The 18,083-nt window shown below is 67.6% G+C and carries 17 protein-coding genes; 5 read left to right on the top strand and 12 right to left on the bottom strand.

Annotated elements, in window-relative coordinates:
• Nucleotides 1–78: 78 nt before the first annotated feature.
• Entirely contained in the window at nucleotides 79–1,092 is a 1,014-nt protein-coding gene (locus NK718_RS15975) for an aldo/keto reductase (RefSeq protein WP_254744292.1), read from the top strand.
• 56 nt (nucleotides 1,093–1,148) lie between these two features.
• Here the strand turns inward: NK718_RS15975 and NK718_RS15970 are convergent, their stop codons facing one another.
• From NK718_RS15970 to NK718_RS15955, 4 genes are all read right to left on the bottom strand, one after another.
• Complete coding sequence (locus tag NK718_RS15970; RefSeq protein ID WP_254744291.1) at nucleotides 1,149–1,523, bottom strand: hypothetical protein; 375 nt, start codon at nucleotides 1,521–1,523, stop codon at nucleotides 1,149–1,151.
• A gap of 34 nt (nucleotides 1,524–1,557) precedes the next feature.
• A complete protein-coding gene (locus NK718_RS15965) occupies nucleotides 1,558–1,971 on the bottom strand; it encodes a hypothetical protein (protein ID WP_254744289.1) in 414 nt (137 codons plus the stop codon).
• Nucleotides 1,972–2,251: 280 nt separating this feature from the next.
• Complete coding sequence (locus NK718_RS15960; protein ID WP_254744287.1) at nucleotides 2,252–2,878, bottom strand: glutathione S-transferase family protein; 627 nt, start codon at nucleotides 2,876–2,878, stop codon at nucleotides 2,252–2,254.
• A gap of 68 nt (nucleotides 2,879–2,946) precedes the next feature.
• On the bottom strand, nucleotides 2,947–4,539 hold the full coding sequence (locus tag NK718_RS15955) for a peptide chain release factor 3 (RefSeq protein WP_254744285.1): 1,593 nt from the start codon (nucleotides 4,537–4,539) through the stop codon (nucleotides 2,947–2,949).
• 282 nt (nucleotides 4,540–4,821) lie between these two features.
• On the opposite strand from NK718_RS15955, the gene NK718_RS15950 reads away from it, so the two are divergent.
• From NK718_RS15950 to cysN, 3 genes are read left to right on the top strand one after another with little or no spacing between them, the layout of a single operon-like run.
• Nucleotides 4,822–5,610, top strand: coding sequence for a phosphoadenylyl-sulfate reductase (locus NK718_RS15950; protein ID WP_254744283.1), 789 nt, complete (start codon nucleotides 4,822–4,824; stop codon nucleotides 5,608–5,610).
• On the top strand, nucleotides 5,607–6,509 hold the full coding sequence (gene cysD, locus NK718_RS15945) for a sulfate adenylyltransferase subunit CysD (protein WP_254744281.1): 903 nt from the start codon (nucleotides 5,607–5,609) through the stop codon (nucleotides 6,507–6,509). The genes NK718_RS15950 and cysD overlap by 4 nt, the downstream gene beginning before the upstream one ends.
• A complete protein-coding gene (cysN, locus tag NK718_RS15940) occupies nucleotides 6,509–8,137 on the top strand; it encodes a sulfate adenylyltransferase subunit CysN (protein WP_254744279.1) in 1,629 nt (542 codons plus the stop codon). The genes cysD and cysN overlap by 1 nt, the downstream gene beginning before the upstream one ends.
• A gap of 10 nt (nucleotides 8,138–8,147) precedes the next feature.
• Here cysN and NK718_RS15935 read toward each other — a convergent pair whose 3' ends face one another.
• Nucleotides 8,148–9,149 carry a tripartite tricarboxylate transporter substrate-binding protein gene (locus NK718_RS15935; RefSeq protein ID WP_254744277.1) on the bottom strand — a complete coding sequence of 334 codons (1,002 nt, stop codon included), beginning with the start codon at nucleotides 9,147–9,149 and terminating at the stop codon, nucleotides 8,148–8,150.
• A gap of 215 nt (nucleotides 9,150–9,364) precedes the next feature.
• Here NK718_RS15935 and NK718_RS15930 point away from each other — a divergent pair, with 215 nt between their 5' ends.
• Entirely contained in the window at nucleotides 9,365–10,855 is a 1,491-nt protein-coding gene (locus tag NK718_RS15930) for a mannitol dehydrogenase family protein (protein WP_254744275.1), read from the top strand.
• A gap of 370 nt (nucleotides 10,856–11,225) precedes the next feature.
• On the opposite strand, the gene NK718_RS15925 is transcribed toward NK718_RS15930, so the two are convergent.
• The 7 genes from NK718_RS15925 to mscL form a co-directional block, all read right to left on the bottom strand.
• Complete coding sequence (locus NK718_RS15925; protein ID WP_254744273.1) at nucleotides 11,226–12,323, bottom strand: AbrB family transcriptional regulator; 1,098 nt, start codon at nucleotides 12,321–12,323, stop codon at nucleotides 11,226–11,228.
• Between the two features lie 570 nt (nucleotides 12,324–12,893).
• Nucleotides 12,894–13,628: a Crp/Fnr family transcriptional regulator gene (locus NK718_RS15920; RefSeq protein ID WP_254744261.1), complete on the bottom strand. Its 735-nt coding sequence runs from the start codon at nucleotides 13,626–13,628 to the stop codon at nucleotides 12,894–12,896.
• A 164-nt stretch (nucleotides 13,629–13,792) separates the two neighbouring features.
• Nucleotides 13,793–14,146, bottom strand: coding sequence for a response regulator (locus NK718_RS15915; RefSeq protein WP_254744259.1), 354 nt, complete (start codon nucleotides 14,144–14,146; stop codon nucleotides 13,793–13,795).
• Between the two features lie 150 nt (nucleotides 14,147–14,296).
• Nucleotides 14,297–14,917, bottom strand: coding sequence for a response regulator transcription factor (locus NK718_RS15910; RefSeq protein WP_254744257.1), 621 nt, complete (start codon nucleotides 14,915–14,917; stop codon nucleotides 14,297–14,299).
• A gap of 45 nt (nucleotides 14,918–14,962) precedes the next feature.
• Nucleotides 14,963–16,201: a two-component system sensor histidine kinase NtrB gene (locus NK718_RS15905; protein ID WP_254744255.1), complete on the bottom strand. Its 1,239-nt coding sequence runs from the start codon at nucleotides 16,199–16,201 to the stop codon at nucleotides 14,963–14,965.
• 32 nt (nucleotides 16,202–16,233) lie between these two features.
• On the bottom strand, nucleotides 16,234–17,457 hold the full coding sequence (locus tag NK718_RS15900; protein ID WP_254744253.1) for a pyridoxal phosphate-dependent aminotransferase: 1,224 nt from the start codon (nucleotides 17,455–17,457) through the stop codon (nucleotides 16,234–16,236).
• 108 nt (nucleotides 17,458–17,565) lie between these two features.
• Nucleotides 17,566–17,982, bottom strand: a complete 417-nt coding sequence (gene mscL, locus NK718_RS15895) for a large conductance mechanosensitive channel protein MscL (RefSeq protein ID WP_254744251.1) — start codon at nucleotides 17,980–17,982, stop codon at nucleotides 17,566–17,568.
• Between the last annotated feature and the right edge of the window lie 101 nt (nucleotides 17,983–18,083).

Genomic DNA, 18,083 nt, shown 5'->3' with positions numbered 1-18,083 from the left:
GCGGGCGGCGCGGACTGTATGGCACTTGTCGGACAAGTCCGGCGAACCCTTGCGGCCGGCGATCGACGGGAGCGAGCGATGGAGTACCGCGCACTGGGCCGCAGCGGCCTCAAGGTGTCGAAACTGTGCCTTGGCACGATGATGTTCGGCGGCCCCGCGGACGAGGACTCGTCGCGCCGCATGATCGACCGGGCGCGCGAGGCGGGCGTCAACTTCATCGACACGGCGGACGTCTACAACGAGGGACGCTCCGAGGAAGTGGTCGGCCGCGCCATCTCCGGCAACCGCGACGCCTGGGTGCTGGCGACCAAGGTCTGCAACCCGATGGGGCCCGGCCCGAACGAGCGCGGCCTGTCGCGCAAATGGGTGATGCAGGCCGCCGACGCCAGCCTGAAGCGGCTCGGGACGGACTATGTCGACGTGTACTACCTCCACAAGGAGGATCACTCGACGCCGCTCGCCGAGACCGTGCGCGCCATGGGCGACCTCGTGAAGGGGGGCAAGATCCGCTATTTCGGCGTCTCCAACCACCGCTCCTGGCGCATCGCCGAGATCTGCCGCCTCTGCGACGAACTCGGCATCGACCGCCCAGTCGTCAGCCAGCCCTATTACAACGCCATGAACCGCATGCCCGAGGTCGAGCACCTGCCGGCCTGCCAGTTCTACGGGCTGGGCGTGGTGCCCTATTCGCCGCTGGCGCGCGGCGTGCTCACCGGCAAGTACGACCCCAGCCGCCCGCCGCCGGAGGGCACGCGCGCCGGGCGGCAGGACGCGCGCATGATGCAGACGGAGTGGCGGCGCGAGTCGCTCGACATCGCGCAGGAGATCAAGCGCCACGCCGAAGCGAAAGGCGCGACGGCGAACCACCTCGCGGTGGCCTGGGTGCTCAACTCGCGCATCGTCACCTCGGTCATCGGCGGCCCGCGCACCGAGGACCAGTGGAACGACTACATCGCGGCGCTGGACTACGCCTTCACGCCCGAGGACGAAGCCTTGATCGACCGCCTCGTCGCCCCAGGCCACCCCTCGACGCCCGGCTACAACGACCCCGCCTACCCGCTCGAGGGGCGGGTGACTTGGACGGGACGGTGACCGCCTGAAAATGGAGCGCTTCGCGCACAGCCGCGAAACGCTCCATCAGTCCCGCGTCATTTCACTGTAATGACGTACCGGTTTTCGCGGGTCGTGCCATTCGGGTAGAAAATCAGGACTTCGAAGCCGTCAGCGCCCTGATAGTTCTCGTTCGCTTTGTAGTAAATCTTGATGCCAGGAACAGACTTTGCGTTACATTGCGCGAAGCTGGTGTCTTTCTCGTAGGACGCCACGACAGCGGCAGGTTCGATGACGACGTCGCCGTGTTTTGGGGCCTTGGTGACTCTTGCCGCAACGTCGCCGCCAGATGTGCAGTCGGGCAGCATCAAAAAATGCGAAGAAACGTTCGCGCGGGTTCCTCCCAGCACGGTTCGTTCGAGTGTGGATCTCGGCGACTGAGCCAACGCTGAACCGGACGCGAGTCCGAGCATGACTGCGAATGCCGCTGTAAGTCGCCCAATCATTCTACTTCACCTCAATGACGTATCGATATTTTTGTGTGAGCCCGGTGGGATATATAATCAGGGCCTCGATCTTATCTTTTCCAACAAACCCATCCTTGGCCTGATACTTCAAGACGACCCCTGGACTTTTGCGCGTATTGCACTGGTGTCGCTGATTTGCAGGCGGGAAATTGGTCACCAGAGCGGCGTCCGACACTTCTGCCGTCCCGTTCTTCGGAGACTGCAGAAGCTTCACAGTGATGTCCCCGACTGGCGAGCAATCAGCGTTGAGCTGATAATATTCGCCGATCCGGAATTCCGATCCAGAAACAACCGTTCGCTCCACCACCGTCAACGGCGATTCTGCAAAGGCTGGATGCGCAACTACCGAGAGAAATAAAGCTGAGGTAATCAACTCTAAATTGTGCATAGCCATGGAATTATCGTTCCCCTCTTTTTATGAACGATTCCACATCTCAAAGACATAGTAAAGCAACCTGAAAAGCCACAACACACCGACGTCACGCCGCCTTGTCGGCCGCGACCTGGTAGTCCTTGACGTCGGAGAACACGTTTTTCGGCCAGCGCGCCCGAGCTATCATTGGGAATGAAGAGCTGCACGACGCCTTCCTCAGCGAGGTGCTGAAGGTCGTTGCGCAGCTTCTTCGCCTTCCTCGTGTCCTACAGACTGAGGGCGCGCGGCTGGAGCCGCGCGATCACGCCTTGGGCGGCAGCAGCGCGTCGTCGATGCCGCGCGCCCGAACCGCCGCGGGACGGGCGGAGAGGGAAGCGACGAAGCGCTCGAAGGCTGGACGCTTCTCCATGACGCCGAATTGCATTAGCCAGCCGAGTTGCGCGCCGACATAGAGGTCCGCCGCCGTGAAGCGATCGCCCACGAGGTGGTTGGCCGAGGATAGCGCGGCGTCGAGCGTGCCGACCACGTCCTCCATCGAGCCGTAGCCGACCATGCCCTTGCGCTCCGGCGGGACCTCGACGCCGAGCGCCTTGTTGACCGACGCCGCTTCCAGCGGACCCGCGCCGAAAAAGAGCCAGCGGTAATAGGCTCCCCGCAGCCGGTCGCCGGCCGGCGGCGCAAGGCCCGCTTGCGGGAACGCGTCGGCGAGATAGGCGCAGATGGCGGCCGCCTCCGTCACCACCGTGTCGCCGTGGCGGATCGCGGGGACCTTGCCCATCGGATTGATCGCCAGGTAACCGGCGGCCTTCATCTCCGGTCCGAACGCCACGACCTCCGTCCGATAGGGCTGGCCCAGCTCCTCCAGCATCCAGCGGACGATGCGCCCGCGCGACATCGGGTTGGTGTAGAAGACGAGTTCATCCTGCATGACGTGGCTCCGGCTTCGGGGGCTGAAGCCTCGCCCGCCCGTGCGTCCGGCGTCAATGCGCCGCGCCGTCACGCCGCCTTGTCGGCCGCCACCTGGTAGTCCTTGACGTCGGAAAACACGATTTTCGGCCAGCGCTCCTCGTCGTAGCGGAGCTGGAAGGTGTTGGGCGCCATGAAAACCGGCGCGCCGTCGAGATCGCGGGCGATCGACGAGTTGTGCGCCTCCATGAACTTCTCCATCTCGACCTTGTCCTCGGAGGAGATCCAGCGGCACAGCGAGAAGCGCGTCTGCTCGTAGGCGATCGGCAGCCCGTACTCGGCCTGCAAGCGCACGGCGAGCACGTCGAGCTGCAGCGCGCCGACGACGCCGACCATCGCCCCCGAGCCGTCATTGGGGATGAAGAGCTGCACCACGCCCTCCTCGGCGAGCTGCTGCAGGGCGTCGCGCAGCTTCTTCGCCTTCATCGCGTCCTGCAGCTTGATGCGGCGCAGGATTTCCGGCGCGAAGCTCGGAACGCCGCGGAAGACGATGTCCTCGCCCTCGGTGAGCGTGTCGCCGATGCGCAGCGTGCCGTGATTGGGCAGGCCCACGACGTCGCCGGCATAGGCCTCCTCGGCCAGTGCGCGGTTTCGGGCGAAGAAGAACTGCGGCGTGTTGATGCCGAGGCTCTTGCCGGTGCGCACCAGCTTGGCCTTCATCCCCCGCGTCAGCTTGCCGGAGCAGACGCGGATGAAGGCGATGCGGTCGCGATGGTTCGGGTCCATGTTCGCCTGGATCTTGAAGACGAAGCCCGTCATGCGCGGTTCGGTCGCCTCCACGAGCCGCCCCGCAGCCTGCTGGCCGCGCGGCGACGGCGCGAAGGCGGCGAGCGCGTCGATGAGGTCGCGGACGCCGAAATTGCGCAGCGCGCTGCCGAAATAAACGGGCGAAAGGTGGCCTTCGCGGAAGGCCTGGAGGTCGAATGGCCGCGCCGCCTCCTGGGCCAGCATGATCTCGTCGAGCCACGCGGCGCGCTCGTGCTCCGGCAGCAGGCCGAGCACGGCGTCGTCGTCGGGCCCGCTCGCCTGGATCGGCTGCTCGTCGTGGTCGAGGCGGCGCACCATGTTGGTCTTGAGGTCGTAGGTGCCCGCGAAGCTGCGGCCACGTCCGATCGGCCACGTCATCGGCGCGGTGTCGAGCGCCAGCGTCTTCTCGATCTCGTCCAGCAGTTCGAAGGGATCGCGGCTCTCGCGATCCATCTTGTTGATGAAGGTGACGATGGGGATGTCGCGCAGCCGGCAGACCTCGAACAGCTTGCGCGTGCGTGCCTCGATGCCCTTGGCGGCGTCGATCACCATCACGGCGGAGTCGACCGCCGTCAGAGTGCGGTAGGTGTCTTCCGAGAAGTCCTCATGGCCCGGCGTGTCGAGCAGGTTGAAGACGCAGTCGCCGTACTCGAAGGTCATCACCGAGGTGACGACCGAAATGCCGCGCTCGCGCTCGATGCCCATCCAGTCGGAGCGCGTCTGCGTTCCGCTGCGCTTGGCCTTGACCTCGCCGGCGAGCTGGATCGCGCCGCCGAACAGCAACAGCTTCTCGGTGAGCGTCGTCTTGCCCGCGTCCGGATGTGAGATAATCGCGAACGTCCTGCGCCGGGCGACGGGCGACTCGGTCTCGGTCATCGTGGTGTCCAAATCGCGCCAAGCGGGCCCGCCCGCTCATCGGAGCGGCATCGTCGCCAGCGCAGGGAAATCGTGAGGCGGAGGTAATAGGGAACGCCTCCGGGATCAAGCGGTGACGGGGACCGCCGTCAGCGAGCTTTGATGCGCCGCGTTGGGCGCGCTTATATTTCCATATGAAAATGTTATTTATGGACTAAATCCGTCTTTTGTCGTGAATTGACGGTCTTTCCAGCGTGTCGTAGTATATTGTTCGTCAAATCGAACGGAGGTCCCGTGCGGTCTATGCGTCATGCACACTCCCCCAAGGTCGCGGGACCCTTCGACAGGCGGCTCGGCGTCGCCGCCGCGGACCTTGCGGCTTCGTTCGTCGGGAAGGACCTCTTCCAGCGCGTCGCGTCGGCGGCGGAGCGGGTAGAAGGGGAGGTCGTGTTCACGACGAGTTTCGGGATCGAGGACCAGGCCATCTCCCATGCCATTCTCTCCCAGGGCCTCGACATTGAGATTGTGACGCTCGACACAGGCCGGCTCTTCCCCGAGACGCTGCGCGTCTGGGCCGAGACGGAGACGCGCTACGGCGTGACGATCCGCGCCCACTCCCCCAGGCACGACGCTCTCGAAGCGCTCGGCAAACGCCAGGGTGTCGACGGCATCTATCTCTCCGTCGCCAACCGCAAGGATTGCTGCACCGTTCGGAAGATCGAACCGCTGGCGCGCGCCCTCGACGGCGCGTCGGGCTGGATCACCGGCTTGCGCGGCGATCAGTCGGCCCAGCGCGCCGGCGTGGAGCCCGCTGCGGTCGACGCCGAACGCGGCCTCCTCAAGATCAACCCCCTCTTCGACTGGACCCGCGACGCTGTGGTCGCCTTCACCGCTCTTCATGAGGTTCCGGTGAACGCGCTGCACGCGCGAGGCTTCCTCTCCATCGGCTGCGCGCCATGCACCCGCGCCGTCGCCTCAGGCGAACCGGAGCGGGCCGGACGCTGGTGGTGGGAGGAGGAGGCCGCCAAGGAATGCGGGCTGCATGTCGGCCCGGACGGGAGACTGGTCTGCGCGAAGGAATTGTCCGCATGATCCAGCTCCTCCGGCTGCAGCAACTCGAGGCCGAGGCCATCCACATCATCCGAGAGGTCGTCGCCACCAGCGACAACCCGGTGATGCTGTATTCGATCGGCAAGGATTCGGCGGTGCTGCTGCACCTGGCGCTCAAGGCGTTCTATCCCGCGCTCCTGCCCTTTCCGCTGCTGCATGTCGACACGACGTGGAAGTTTCGCGAGATGATCGCCTTTCGCGACCGCCGCGCCGCGGAACTCGGCGTGCGGCTGATCGTCCACGTCAACGAAGAGGGCGTGAAGGCGGGGATCAACCCGTTCGACAGCGGCTCGCGGCTGCATACCGACGTCATGAAGACGCAGGCGCTCCGGCAGGCGCTCGACCAGCACGGCTTCGACGCCGCCCTCGGCGGCGCGCGCCGCGACGAGGAGAAGAGCCGCGCCAAGGAGAGGGTCTTCTCGCTGCGGTCGCCCGAGCATCGCTGGGATCCCAAGAGCCAGCGGCCCGAGCCGTGGCGGCTGTTCAACACGCGCAAGCGCAAGGGCGAGAGCTTCCGTGTCTTCCCGCTCTCCAATTGGACGGAGGCCGACGTGTGGGCCTACGTCGCGGCCGAGACCATTCCCGTGGTGCCCCTCTATTTCGCCGCGCCGCGACCGGTGGTCCGGCGCGACGGCGCGCTGATCATGCGCGACGACGAGCGCATGGCGCTTCGCCCCGGCGAGGTCGTCGAGACACGTTGGGTGCGATTCCGTACGTTAGGCTGTTACCCCCTCACGGGCGCGGTGGAAAGCACGGCGACGACGCTGGCCGAGGTGATCGACGAAATGCGCCAGTCCCGCTCATCCGAGCGGCAGGGCCGGGTCATCGACCATGATGGCTCGGCCTCGATGGAGCAGAAGAAGCAGGAAGGCTATTTCTGATGAGCGCGGCCCTCGACCTTTCGCGCGACGCCGCGCCCGCCGCCTCCGCCGCGCCCGTCCGAACGCTGCTGCGGTTCATCACCTGCGGCTCGGTGGACGACGGCAAGTCGACGCTGATCGGCCGGCTGCTCTACGACAGCGCCCTCGTGCAGGACGACCTGCTCGAGGCGCTCGACCGCGACAGCCGCAAGTTCGGGACGCAAGGCGACAAGCTCGACATGGCGCTCCTTGTCGACGGGCTCGCGGCCGAGCGCGAGCAGGGCATCACCATTGACGTCGCCTACCGCTATTTCGCCACGCCGCGCCGCTCCTTCATCGTCGCCGACACGCCCGGCCACGAGCAGTATACGCGCAACATGGCGACCGGGGCGTCCGGGGCCGAACTCGCCGTCATTCTCGTCGATGCGCGAAAGGGCGTGCTGCCGCAGACGCGGCGGCATTCGTTCATCGTCTCGCTGCTCGGCGTCCGGCACGTCCTCGTCGCGGTCAACAAGATGGACCTGGTCGGCTACGACAAGGCCGTCTTCGAGCGCATCGCGGCGGCATATCGCGAACTCGCAGCGGGCCTGGGCTTCACGTCCGTCGAGATCGTCCCCATCTCGGCGCGTGACGGCGACAACGTCGCCAGGCCGTCCCCGCGCCTGAGCTGGCACCAGGGCCCGACGCTGGTCGGCTATCTGGAGACGATCGACGCCGGCGACGACGAGACCCTGGCGGCCGGCTTCCGCATGCCGGTGCAATGGGTGAACCGCCCGAACCTGGATTTCCGGGGCTATTGTGGCACGGTGGCCAAGGGGCACATCGAACCGGGGGATCCGGTCCGTGTGCTGCCCGGCGGCCGCGCCTCGACGATCGCCCGCGTCCTCACCGCCGACGGCGACCTGCCGTGCGCCGTCGCGGGGCAAGCCGTGACGCTGGTGCTCGCCGACGAGGTGGACGTGTCGCGCGGCGACGTGCTGGCGGCCGACGACGGCGGGACGCCGGTGCGTTCCGCGTTCGCAGCGCGCCTGCTGTGGATGACCGAGACTCCGCTCGCCTCCGGCGACAACCTGCTGCTGCGCCAGGGCACGGCGACGGCGCAGGCGACCGTGCGCGTCACGTCGCGTGTTGATGTTGAAACCTACCGCGAGGAGAGGGCCGAGGGCCTTCCGATGAACGGGCTGGGAGCGGTGACGGTCCGCCTCGACCGGCCGCTCGCCGTTGCCCCTTACGTGCAGGATCGCGAACTCGGCGCGTTCATCCTGATCGATCGCATCACCAACGACACGGTCGCGCTGGGCGTCATCGAGCAGGTCGACGTGGTCGCGGACGCGGCCCCGGAGGTGGGAGCCAAGGCGGATTCGCCACTGCGCCCGCTTCTCGACTGGGCGCGGCGGCAGGCTGCCCCCGCGGCCGAATCGGCCGACGACGCATTCCGCGAATGGCTGAGCCGTCGCCTGGTGGGCGCCGGGGCGCTCGGAGTCGCGGCGGGCGCCGCGACAGGCCTCGCCTGGGTCGGCATCGCGACGGCGTCAGCCGACCTCGTGCTGCGCACCGGCGGAACCGCGCTGCACCGCGAGGTCTGGCGGCGGGTCTTCGCCCGGCGGGACGAGCGGCTGCGCTCCTTCCGCGACGGCGGCGGGATCTGAGCGCCGGCCCTCAGCGGGGGTTGCCGAGGGCCGAGGCGATCGCGGCCGCGATGCGCCGGTCGCGCGACAGGGTTTCGTCCAGCACGTCCGGACCGGCCACCACGAAGGGCAAGCGCGCGGCCTGCGCCTGCGCGCGGACGGTGGCGTTGTCGTTTGCAGCGAGCGCCGCCTTGCGCAGCGCCGCGAGTTCGCCGGCGGCAAGGCCGAGCGGCGCGTAGAGAGCGAAGCTCAGCGTGAACGCGAGCCGGCGGTCGCGCCCCAGCTCGGCCAGCGTCGGTGTGTCCGGGTAGGCCGGCGAACGCTCCGCGCCGAACGTCATCATCGCAGCCAGATCCGCCGGGCCGTTGTCGCGCGCCTGCCACGCCAGGAGTTGGTCGACGGTGGTGATGCCGAAGTCGGCGCCGCCGGCGGCGACGATGTCCGTTATCCGGGCGGCGTCGGCGACCTCGGCGTCCTGGAAGCGCACGCCCCAGCGCCGCTCGATCATCGCCAGCGGCAGGCTCACATCCGAGGTGCGCCCGTTGCTGGCCGCGAGCAGGCGCTTGCGGCGGGCCGCCGCGATGAACTCCGTCCAGGCTCCCGTCGCGCCGTCCGCGCGGGCGAACAGCACCGTCGAAACGCCGGTGGAGAGCTTGGCGACGGGCAGCAATCCGTTGAACAGGGGCGTGCCGCGCAAATCCTGCAGCGCCAACGTGAGGTTCTCGGCGACCAGCAGAACGCCGGGGTCGCCGAAGGATTGGATCACGACGCGGGCCGCCTCGCGGCCACCGTCTCCGGGCCGGTATTCAACCGAGACGCGCGCCCCCGAGGCGGCGAGCTGGGTCGCGAGCAGGCGCGCCGCCGTGTCGGCGAGCCCGCCAGCGGGAGCGCCCACGACCAACCTGATGTCCGGCGCGAGTTGCGCCCGCGCCTGCGTTCCCACCATGCTTAAAGCGAGGGCGCACAGCGCCAGCAGGATGCCGCGGCCCCGCCAGGGGGCAGTCCGGAGCGAGGACGCGAACGCAGCGGGCATGGCGTCTCCCTGGCGAATGTCCAGTGAGTGTAGAAACCGGCCCCGTGCTGCTCAAGCCTCTATCTGAGGTTGCAGCCTCTGCTACACTCTGCTCCGACGCGGGGGCAGCCATGCAACTCGTGGGCGAATGTAAAAATTCGGTTGAAACGGGAATGCGCATAGGGCAGTTAGCCGCGCGCCCTGTGCATGGGCCCGACTTTCCCCGAGCGAGCTCGATGCCGCAGCTTCAACGCCTTTCCCCGGCGACCTTGATCGACGCACTCGCCGGCACGGCGCGCCCCACCTACGACCGCGAGCGGCTGAAGCCCGGCATCGTGCATCTGGGATTGGGCGCGTTCTTCCGCGCGCATGGCGCGATCTACACCGAGGACGTGCTGCCCGAGGCTACGCCCGACTGGGGCATCATCGGCGTCAGCCTCAAGCGGCCGGAGCAGCGCGACCGGCTGGAGCCCCAGGGCGGCCTCTACACCGCCGTGGAGAAAGACCAGAACGGCGAGCGCGCGCGTATCATCGGCAGCGTGCTCGGCGTGCTCGTGGCGCCGGAGGATCCGGGCGCAGTGCTCGAGGCGATGAGCGCCCCGGAGACGCGCATCGTCAGCCTGACGGTGACCGAAAAAGGCTATTGCCACGACCCCGCCACCGGCAGGCTCGACGACACGCATCCCGACATCGTCCACGATCTCGAGAACCCGACCGAGCCGCGCTCAGCCATCGGCTTCATCGTCGAGGCGCTGGAGCGCCGGCGCGAGGCGGGCGATTCACCCTTCACCGTGCTGTGCTGCGACAACCTTCCACATAACGGCGAGCTCGTGCGCGGTCTGGTCCTCAGCTTCGCCCAGTCCCGCGATTGCGGCCTGGCCGCCTGGATCGAGCGCCACGGCGCGTTCCCGTCCACGATGGTCGACCGCATCGTGCCCGCCGTCACGCCGGCCGACATCGCCGACGTGGCCAGGCTGACCGGGCTCGCCGACGAGGCTCCCGTCGTCCACGAGCCGTTCAAGCAGTGGGTGATCGAGGATAACTTCGTCGACGGCCAACGTCCGGACTGGGAGAACGCAGGCGCGCAGCTCGTCGAGGACGTGGCGCCGTTCGAGCTGATGAAGCTGCGCATGCTCAACGGCTCGCATTCGTCGCTCGCCTATCTCGGCTACCTCGCCGGCTGCGAGACGATCTTCGACGCGGTGAGCGAGCCGGCGCTGCGCGCCTATGTCGTGCGGCTATGGCGCGATGAGATCGCGCCCGTCCTTCCGCCGCCGCCCGGCGCCGACCTGCGCGCCTATGCCGATGCGCTGCTGGTGCGGTTTTCCAACCCCGCCATTCGCCACCGCACGTGGCAGATTGCCATGGACGGCTCGCAAAAATTGCCGCAGCGCCTGCTCGGCACGATTGCCGAGCGCCTCGCGCGCGGACTGCCGATCCCGTGCCTCGCCCTCGCGGTGGCCGCGTGGATTCGCTATGTCGGCGGGGTCGACGAACGAGGCCAGCCGATCGACGTGCGCGATCCGATGGCGACCGATTTCCGCGACGCGCTAAACCGCGCCGGCAACGATCCTCTGGCCCGCGTGCGGGCGATCCTCGGCATTAAGGCGGTCTTCGGAACCGAGCTTCCCGCCGACGCGCGTTTCGAGAGCGCGGTCGCGCAGGCCTATGCGACGCTGCTGATCTCGGGCGCGCGGCGCGCCGCCGAGGTCGTCGCCGCCTCCTGACCGAGCTATTTGCGGATAATGACCGTCGTGCGCCGGAGCTGGGCCGGCGGGCAGTCGCCGTAGACGCGGTACCAGCCGCGCGTCCATCGATATGGCCGGCTTTCGCAATAGGCGGTGTATCGCCGGGAAATCGGCACCGAGCGCGACGACACGACCGGGCCCCGGAATTCCCCGTCGATGGGCGATACAAGCGGCATGGGCGGAGTCGGTGGCGACGAGGCGCAACCCGTCAGGAGTAGGCCCGCCGCGCAAGCCGCTACCGCCATCCGCATGTCCGTCTCCCTGAGTTTGACGCACGCGCCGTCAACCGGCGAGTGCGCTTCCGTCAAGAATTCAACCCGTCAGAACGGCCTTCGTTGCATCGCCGCGCTCACGGGTCCGCCGGCGGCTCCCTCGGTTCGTCCGCGCGCCCGCGTCCGCCCAGCAGCCTCGGAAACATCCGCACCGCCAGCGGCACCCACGCGCCGACGAAGAGAAAGCGGACCGTGTGGTGAACGCTGACATAGACGGGGTCGATCTTCAGCGCGAGCGCCAGCATGGTCATGGCCTCGAGTCCGCCGGGAGCGAGCGCCACGATAGCGCTCTCGAACGGCACGTCGGCCAATTTCTCGACCAGCGCCGAGATGCCAACGGCGACTCCGAGCCCGACGACGACCGCGATCAGCGCATCGGGCAGAAGGCGGACGAGCAGCGTCCACTCCACGCCCCGGAAGCGCTGGCCGATGAAGCACCCCACCAGCACGAAGCCGAGCGTGGAGATGGCCGGCGGGACCTGTCCGCTCAGCGTGCCGGTGCCGGTCAGCAGCGCGCTGCCCAGCATCGAGCCGAGCATGATGTCGGCGGAGACGCGCATGCGGTTCATCGCCGCCCAGCCCACCAGCGCGGCGGCCAGCAACAGCGCCAGCGCCGGAGCATCGACGGTCGGCGGCGGGGGCAGGTTGGCGTCGAAGGCCGGCGCCAGCGAGCCGACGATGCCCGGCAGCACGAGAATCAGCACGAACAGGCGGACGATCTGCACGACGGCAATTCGCGGAACGTCGGCGCGCTCTTCCACCGCGATCACGAGCACTGTGGACAGAGCGCCGGGGGCCGAGGCGAAGAAGGCGTCGCGCACCGACCATCCGCGCAAAACCGTCAGCGCCAGGCTGGAGCCCGCCATCAGCATCACCATCCCCACGCACAGCAGCGTCAGGCTGACCGGATAGGCCCCCAGCGCGTGCAGCGCGTCCGGCGTCACCGACACGCCAAGCGACACGCCGGCCATGAGCATGGCGACGTCCCGCACCTGTGGCAGCATGGGCGGCGCGATTCGCAGCCCGACCAGCAAGACGGTGATGGTCATCGGCCCCGCCAGCCACGGCGCGGGCACGTGCATGAGGCTGAACAGCCATCCGCCCAGCAATCCCGCCCCCAGCATCGCGATTTGCCCTGCGCCCGTGCGCAGGGCCTTGGTGATGTCAGGCGACATGGGGGAACCCGAAAAGGCGGAAAACCGGATCGTCAGGGGCGATGTTGACCTCGATCAATGCAGCCCAGCCGACCCGCCGTCAAATAATGTCCTCACGGTGAAGGTCGGTTCCACAGGGTCCTTGCGGACACGACGGAACGGTCCGCCGCCTCTCGCGAAATCGGCGGGCCGGCGTGCCTTCACATCGTACTCCATGGCGGATTCCGCCGTGGGCCGGGGCGCCCGGCACAGTCTCGGGGGAGCTGTGTCGGGCGCTTCCGTCCGTGCCCCCAGGCATCGGCGGAGATACAGATGCGCTCGCGGACCGGCGGCGCACTGGCGGCGAAGCCGCCAAGTCCCTCTGAACCGAGCCATCCTTGAAGAACCCAGGCCACAAGCGCCGAAGCCTCGCGCCTGACCGGTGGGTGCCGGCGACCTGAGCGGCTCGGGCTTTGCTCCGGAGAGTTGCCATCCTCCCCCCGCCTCCGGGATCGTCACCCACCGCAAACGAAAAACCCCGCCGGGCGGCGGGGTTCGGATCGTTCGGACGAGGGCCTTGAGCCTCGCCGTCAGCCTTCGCCGACGCGGCGCTCAGTGCGAGCCGGTGTACTGGCAGAGCCGGCAGACGTTGCAGATCGTCACCTCGTCGTGGCGGCCGTAGACGAGCAGGCCGTCGCGCTTGAGGTGCGAAAAGGCGCGGCTCACCGTCTCCAGCGTCAGGCCGAGATAGTCGGCGATCTCCTGGCGGGTCAGCGGCACGCGGATATTGGCCTGGTCGTTGCGCTCCGTTCGGCCCAGGCAGCCGGCGCCGCCCCGGCCGGGCACGATGCGCATCAGGAAGGTGGCGACGCGCTCGATGGCGGACTTTCGGCCGAGGAGCACGGCGTGATCGTGCATGGCGCAGAGCTGGGCCTTCATGCGCTCCGTGATGAGCTTCTGGAGCGAGGCCGAGCCATCCACGGCGTGGTGGTCGTAGGCGACGATGCGGGTGGGGCGCAGCGCCTCGGCGCAGCAATCGTGCGCCGGAGTGGTCGTGACGCCGAAGACGTCGCCTGGGCCGAGCAGCTCGATGATCTGGCGGCGTCCGTCCGGCAGCAGCTTGGACAGCATCACCGCGCCTTCGAGGATGACGTACACGTAGCGGGCGTCGTCGCCCTCGTCGAAAATCGTCGAGCGTTGCTCGAACTCGAGGTGCCGCGTGGCGCGGTCGAGCGGAGACGCGACGGCGCCGTCCCGCGAGAAGCCCAGCGTCCACCGGGCGTCATGCTTTGGCGGAACCCGATCGTTGTCGACGTGGTCGTGAGCAGGCCGGAAATCGAGGGACATGGGGGATACTCCGGAACCAGGGATAACGGGACGTCCGTCGCACCCAGGGGGGTTGTTCTCGGCAATTATCAATTCTTACCCTTTCGGATACCCGACGCCTATCCGGCATCGGACTTACGGGTTCCTACGGATGAACCGCTCCGCCGGGCGAAATTCCCGGCGCCTCACACCATCTGCGCGATGGTGTGGGGAGAGAGCGGCTTGCGCAGGATGTCAAAATTTCCGGCGACACCGGACAACTGCCGGTCGATCACCGATTGCGCCTGCCCGCTGATCGCGATGACGCGAGGCGGGTTCTTCAGGCCCATGAGCCAGCCGATGACCTTGGCGCCGCCGATGCCGGGCAGGAACAGGTCGACGATGATGGTGTCTGAGGCGGCCGGCGGCTCTCGCCCGAAGAAGCTCTCGGCGTCGCGGTACACGACGGCCTCGTGGCCAAGCCCCTTCATATACGTCTGCAAGGAGTCGCTGACGCCGGGGTCATCTTCGAGGATATGAACGGTCACGGAAGCGCCCAAGATGCCCACGCCACTCAGGAACGGGGAAACGTCTCCGGCGGCGCCACTATCAAACCGGCATCAACATAAGCCGGGCCGTAACGGCCTAGCTATCGGTAGCAATCCTGATGGCTGTCAATTTTGTATCCGGTTCCGAAATCTACACGACCATTAGTTGCGGCGCGCGTCCGAATACACGATTCGTACGAGATCGGCGGTGTTGCGCGCCCCCAGTTTTTCCATGATCCGGGCGCGGTGCACCTCGATGGTGCGCGGGCTGATGCCGAGCTGGCGCCCCGCCTCCTTGTTCGACGCGCCGAGCGCGATGCGCTCCAGCACCTCGCGCTCGCGCGGCGTCAACTGGTCCTCTCCCAGGAAGGGCGCGAGGATTGGGTCACCGGACTTCGGGCCGCCCCGGTTGGCGCGCGCCTCCAGCGCCTCGCGCACCCGGGTGACGATGGTGTCGGCGTCGAACGGCTTCTCCAGGAAGTCGTGGGCGCCGTGCTTGATGGCCTCCACCGCCATGGGGATGTCGCCCTGGCCGGAAATCATGAACACCGGCGCGCCGAAGTTCACGCCGAGTTCGTTCAGCACGTCGAGGCCAGAGCGTCCGGGCATGTGGACGTCCAGCAGCACGCATTCCGGAGAGCGTGTGCGGATCGCCGCCAGGAAGGCCGCTCCGTCTGGAAACACGGAGACGCGGAACCCTTCGAGCTCGAACACGACGCGCAGTGCGTCCCGCACCGAGGGGTCGTCGTCGACCACGAAGATCTCGCTGTCTTGGTTTGCCATTCCCTATGCCCTGCGTTCCTGCATCGTCCCCGGGCCGGCGAGCCGTCAGGCTCCGGCCTTCCCGGCGGCGACGTCCCCGACCTTGTCCTCGTCATCGTCCTGCGATACGGCGGACGTCACCGGCAGATGCAGCGTGAAACTCGCTCCGCGGCCGTTGCCTCCGGGTTCAACCGTGAGATCTCCCGCATGGTTCTGGGCGATTGTTCGTGAAATGGAAAGTCCCAATCCCATTCCGGTCCTTTTCGATGTCGAAAAGGCCTTGAAAAGCGTAGGTACAACGCCGGGATTCAGGCCAGGGCCATTGTCCGATACCGTCACGGTTAGCATGTCTCGTACGCGTGCAGTGCGGATCGTGACTGTCGGGCCGGGACGATCGCGCACCGCCTCGAAGGCGTTGCGCAGCAAGTTCACCACGATCTGCTGGATCTGCACGGGGTCGACGACCGCCGAGGGCAGGTTCTCGCCGTAGTCGCGCTCGATGCGCGGCGGCAGGCGCTGGCCGAGCAGCGTCAGCTCGACCGCCTCGTCGACCACTGCGTTGAGGTCGACGGCCCGTCGGTGAGGGTCGCGCTTCTCGACGAAGTGCCGCATGCGGCTGATGATGTTGCCCGCCCGCTCGGCCTCGTGGACGGCCTTGTCCAGCACCTGGCGGAAGCTGTCGCCCGGGACGACCTGGTTCTCTTGGGCGCGGGCCAGGGTGCGGGTCGCCGCCTGGAGGTAGAGCATGATGGCGGTCAGCGGCTGGTTCAGCTCGTGCGCGAGCGCCGCGCCCATCTCGTCCATGGCCGAGACCCGCGCGATATGAACCAGGTCGGCCTGCAACTCGTTGACGCGCCGCTCCTGCTCCTTGCGCGGCCGCAGGTCGCGGATGATGCCGATGAACTGCCGCCCGTCGGGCGTGAACGCCTCGCCGACCGAGAGCTCCACCGGAAACTCCGTGCCGTCGCGGTGGATGGCATGCACCTCGCGCCCGATTCCGATGATCTTGCGATGGCCGGTGCGCAGGAAATTATCGATGTAGCCTTCGTGACGGTCGGCGTAGCCCGTCGGCATGATCATGCGGACGTTTTGGCCGATCGCCTCCTCCGGCGTGTAGCCGAACAGCTTCTCGCAGGCCTTGTTGAAGACAAGGATCTCCCCGCGCTCGTTGATGACGAGGATCGCATCGACAGCGGTGTCCAGCACGCTCGCGAGACGAGCGTCCGAGACAGAACCGGCTTCGGGGGATCCTGTCATGGTGCTATCGCTCATGACACCAGCCCGTCCATTGGCTTCAATGAACACGCCCCGCGCGTCCGGCGCAACACGCAAATGCCTCAGCGCCCGAGGGCGAGCGCCAGACGGCGCGCCGCCTCGGCGATGTCGGCGGGATTTCGCGCGAAGCACAGGCGCATGTAGGATTCGCCGCCGGCCCCGAACGCCGTGCCCGGCGCGAGCCCGACATTCGCCTCGTCGATGAGCCGTAGCGCCAGCCGCCGCGTATCCGGCTCTCCCTCCACCGAGAAGAACAGGTAGAACGCCCCCGCCGGCTCCGCGAAGCGGACGCGGCCGGTCGCCGCGAGCGTCGGACAAAGGATGTCGCGGCTCTGGCGCGCCTTGTCCTTCTGCAGGGCGATGAACGATTCGCCGCCGGCGATCGCCGCCGCGGCCGCGCGCTGAACGAAGGTGGCGACGCCGGAGGCGGAATACTGCATCAGGTTCTCGACCGTCTGGCCGAGCGCCGGGTCGCATTCCAGCCAGCCGACGCGCCAGCCGGTCATGGCCCAGTTCTTGGACAGCGTCTGGACGAAGAGAATGCGGTCGCGTTCGTCCATGATGTCGTGGAACGACGGCGCGCGGTCTCCCTCGTAGACGAAGCGGCCGTAGATCTCGTCGGCGACGATCCACAGCCCGTGGCGGCGCGCCAGGGCCAGGATGGCCTCCAGCTCGGATCGCGTCGCCGTCCAGCCCGTCGGATTGGCGGGTGAGTTGACGACGATGACCCGGGTGCGTGGCGTCACGGCGTCGGCCAGTCGGTCGATGTCGAGGAACCAGCCGCCCTTGGCGCGGGCGGGGTCGAGCGTCATCGGCACCTCGACCGGGGTCGCGCCGGAGACGCCGAGCGCGCCGACGAAGTTGGGCCAGGCCGGCGAGGGCACCAGCACCTCGTCGCCGGCGCCGGCGACCATGCGAAGCGCCATTTGCAAGGCGTGCATGCCGCCGATCGAGACATAGAAGCGCTCGGGATCGTAGGGCTTGCCGAACAGCGGCCCGTACACGCCCGTCATGTAGCGGGCGATGGTCTCGCGCAGGTCCGGAATGCCGCGCTGCCAGGTGTAGAAGGTTTCGCCGGCGTCGAGCGACGCCTTGGCCGCGTCGACGATGAAGCCGGGCGTGGGCAGGTCGCCCTCGCCCACCCAGAGCGGGATCAGCCCCTGGCGGCCGCGCCCGTAATTGGCGACCTCGACGATGCCGCTCTCCGGCGCGCCGCGCGCCTCCGGGCGGATCAAATCGAGAAGCGAAGGTGCGTTGTCGCGGTCAAGAAGGGCGTCGAGGGTCATGTCCGTCACGGCGTTTGCGCTGGATTAGCGGGCTCTTGTGTCACGAGGACGATGGCCCGTCTTCTGAATTCTGCGCAACCCCGCCGGCCGGCCCTGGCGCCCCGCCCTTCAGCGCCGCACGGCGAGCAGGTCGCGGATCTCGGTCAGCAGCTCCTCGGTCTTGCTGGCCGGGGGCGCGTCGGGCGCCAGCGCCTGGAGGCGCAGCCGGTTGATGCCCTTCACGACCAGGAAGAGAACCCAGGCGATGATGAGGAAGGTGACGACCACGGTGAGGAAGTTGCCGTACCCGAGCACCGCGCCCGCCTTCTTGGCGTCACCATAGGACATGCCCGTCTTCACCGCGCTGGACAGGGGCAAATAGTAATTCGAAAAGTCGAGGCCGCCGGTGAGCGCTCCGATGATCGGCATGATGAGGTCGCTGACGATGGATTCGACGATTCTGCCGAACGCCGCGCCGATGATGACGCCGATGGCGAGATCGACGACATTGCCCTTCATCGCGAAGTTCTTGAATTCCTGAAGCATCGCCCGTCCCTCTCCCTGGTCCCCGAATAGCGGAGGATGACAACCTAGGGTTTTGGTCCGGGCCCACGAATGTCAAGCAGGAACGGCGGCGTCGCTCGGCC

The organism is Alsobacter ponti, assembly GCF_024294805.1.
GTDB lineage: Bacteria > Pseudomonadota > Alphaproteobacteria > Rhizobiales > Beijerinckiaceae > Alsobacter > Alsobacter ponti.
The sequence above is the reverse complement of the archived record's forward strand: the minus strand, read 5'-3'. Positions and strand labels throughout refer to the sequence as shown.

What these genes read in the sequence shown, in the direction of transcription:
- NK718_RS15975 (WP_254744292.1), top strand. Translation starts at nt 79, where the DNA reads ATGGAGTACCGCGCACTGGGCCGCAGCGGCCTCAAGGTGTCGAAACTG.
- NK718_RS15970 (WP_254744291.1), bottom strand. Translation starts at nt 1,523, where the DNA reads ATGCTCGGACTCGCGTCCGGTTCAGCGTTGGCTCAGTCGCCGAGATCC.
- NK718_RS15965 (WP_254744289.1), bottom strand. Translation starts at nt 1,971, where the DNA reads ATGGCTATGCACAATTTAGAGTTGATTACCTCAGCTTTATTTCTCTCG.
- NK718_RS15960 (WP_254744287.1), bottom strand. Translation starts at nt 2,878, where the DNA reads ATGCAGGATGAACTCGTCTTCTACACCAACCCGATGTCGCGCGGGCGC.
- NK718_RS15955 (WP_254744285.1), bottom strand. Translation starts at nt 4,539, where the DNA reads ATGACCGAGACCGAGTCGCCCGTCGCCCGGCGCAGGACGTTCGCGATT.
- NK718_RS15950 (WP_254744283.1), top strand. Translation starts at nt 4,822, where the DNA reads ATGCGTCATGCACACTCCCCCAAGGTCGCGGGACCCTTCGACAGGCGG.
- cysD (WP_254744281.1), top strand. Translation starts at nt 5,607, where the DNA reads ATGATCCAGCTCCTCCGGCTGCAGCAACTCGAGGCCGAGGCCATCCAC.
- cysN (WP_254744279.1), top strand. Translation starts at nt 6,509, where the DNA reads ATGAGCGCGGCCCTCGACCTTTCGCGCGACGCCGCGCCCGCCGCCTCC.
- NK718_RS15935 (WP_254744277.1), bottom strand. Translation starts at nt 9,149, where the DNA reads ATGCCCGCTGCGTTCGCGTCCTCGCTCCGGACTGCCCCCTGGCGGGGC.
- NK718_RS15930 (WP_254744275.1), top strand. Translation starts at nt 9,365, where the DNA reads ATGCCGCAGCTTCAACGCCTTTCCCCGGCGACCTTGATCGACGCACTC.
- NK718_RS15925 (WP_254744273.1), bottom strand. Translation starts at nt 12,323, where the DNA reads ATGTCGCCTGACATCACCAAGGCCCTGCGCACGGGCGCAGGGCAAATC.
- NK718_RS15920 (WP_254744261.1), bottom strand. Translation starts at nt 13,628, where the DNA reads ATGTCCCTCGATTTCCGGCCTGCTCACGACCACGTCGACAACGATCGG.
- NK718_RS15910 (WP_254744257.1), bottom strand. Translation starts at nt 14,917, where the DNA reads ATGGCAAACCAAGACAGCGAGATCTTCGTGGTCGACGACGACCCCTCG.
- NK718_RS15900 (WP_254744253.1), bottom strand. Translation starts at nt 17,457, where the DNA reads ATGACCCTCGACGCCCTTCTTGACCGCGACAACGCACCTTCGCTTCTC.
- mscL (WP_254744251.1), bottom strand. Translation starts at nt 17,982, where the DNA reads ATGCTTCAGGAATTCAAGAACTTCGCGATGAAGGGCAATGTCGTCGAT.